Genomic DNA, 1,268 nt, shown 5'->3' with positions numbered 1-1,268 from the left:
GTTTTGCAACGGCTAAGTCAGAAGCTCGCTACGCTCGCGCCCACCCCTAACCCCTCCCGTTTACGGGAGGGGAATGTCTTGGATTAGCCATCTCCGGCCAATCCCATGTCTTTGGAGAGGGGAAATCGAAATGGCGCTCTGGTTCGAACAGGCTCTCCTCCCCGAAGGCTGGCGTCCTTCCGTCCGCATGATTCTGAAAGGCCGGTTCATTGACCGGATCGTTCATGGAATTCCCCCCGAACCCGGCGACGAACGCCACGGCCCCGCCTTCGCCGGCCTGCCCAATGTCCACAGCCACGCCTTCCAGCGCGCCATGGCCGGCCTCACCGAAAGAGCAGGGGAGGGTGGCGACAGCTTCTGGACCTGGCGCGAGGCGATGTACCGCTTCCTCGACCGCCTGAACCCCGAAGGCCTCCGCGCCATCGCCGCCCTGGCCTATGCCGAAATGCTCGAAAGCGGCTTCACCAGCGTCGGGGAATTCCACTATCTCCACCACGACCCCAGCGGCGCGCCCTACGCCAACCCCGCCGCCATGGCCGAAGCCATCGCGCAGGCAGCCGACGACACCGGCATCGCCCTCACCCTGCTCCCGGTCTTCTACGCCCACTCGAATTTCGGCGGCGTCCCCCCAACCGAAGGCCAACGCCGCTTCCTCCACACCCCCGACAGCTACGCCCGCCTGCTGGAAGCCCTGAAACCCCTGAACGCGACCCTGGGCGTCGCTCCTCACAGCCTGCGCGCCGTCACCCCGCAGGAACTCGCCGCCATCACTGCCCTGACACCGGACGGCCCCATCCACATCCACATCGCGGAACAGCGTGCGGAGGTCGAAGCCTGCCTCGCCTGGAGCAACCAGCGCCCGGTCGAATGGCTCATGAACCATGCGGAGGTCGATCAACGCTGGTGCCTGATCCACGCCACCCACATCGCCGACAGCGAACGGAACGCCATCGCGAAAAGCGCCGCCGGCGTCGGCCTCTGCCCCATCACCGAAGCCAATCTGGGCGACGGCCTCTTCCCCGCCCGCGCTTTCCTTGCCCAGGGCGGCCGCATCGGCATAGGCTCAGACTCAAATATCCGGATCGATGCCGCCGCCGAACTCTGCCTGCTCGAATATGGCCAGCGCCTGACCCACCAGGCCCGCAACCTTCTCACCGCCCCAGGCCAGTCAACCGGCGCCAGCCTCTACCATCATGCCCGGAAAGGCGCCCAGGCGCTCGGCCATCCCCCCGCCACCCTCACGCCGGGCGCCTGGGCGCCTTTCCGGG

General features: G+C 67.0%; 1 protein-coding gene. It reads left to right on the top strand.

Going from position 1 to position 1,268, the window contains the following annotated elements:
- Nucleotides 1–130: 130 nt before the first annotated feature.
- A partial coding sequence (locus K7W03_RS27455; RefSeq protein WP_222888130.1) for a formimidoylglutamate deiminase occupies nt 131–1,268 on the top strand: 1,138 nt, incomplete at its 3' end.

Origin of the sequence: Sphingobium sp. PNB (assembly GCF_019873065.1) — a bacterium.
In the GTDB taxonomy this organism is placed as follows: Bacteria; Pseudomonadota; Alphaproteobacteria; order Sphingomonadales; family Sphingomonadaceae; genus Sphingobium; species Sphingobium fuliginis.
The sequence above is the reverse complement of the archived record's forward strand: the minus strand, read 5'-3'. Positions and strand labels throughout refer to the sequence as shown.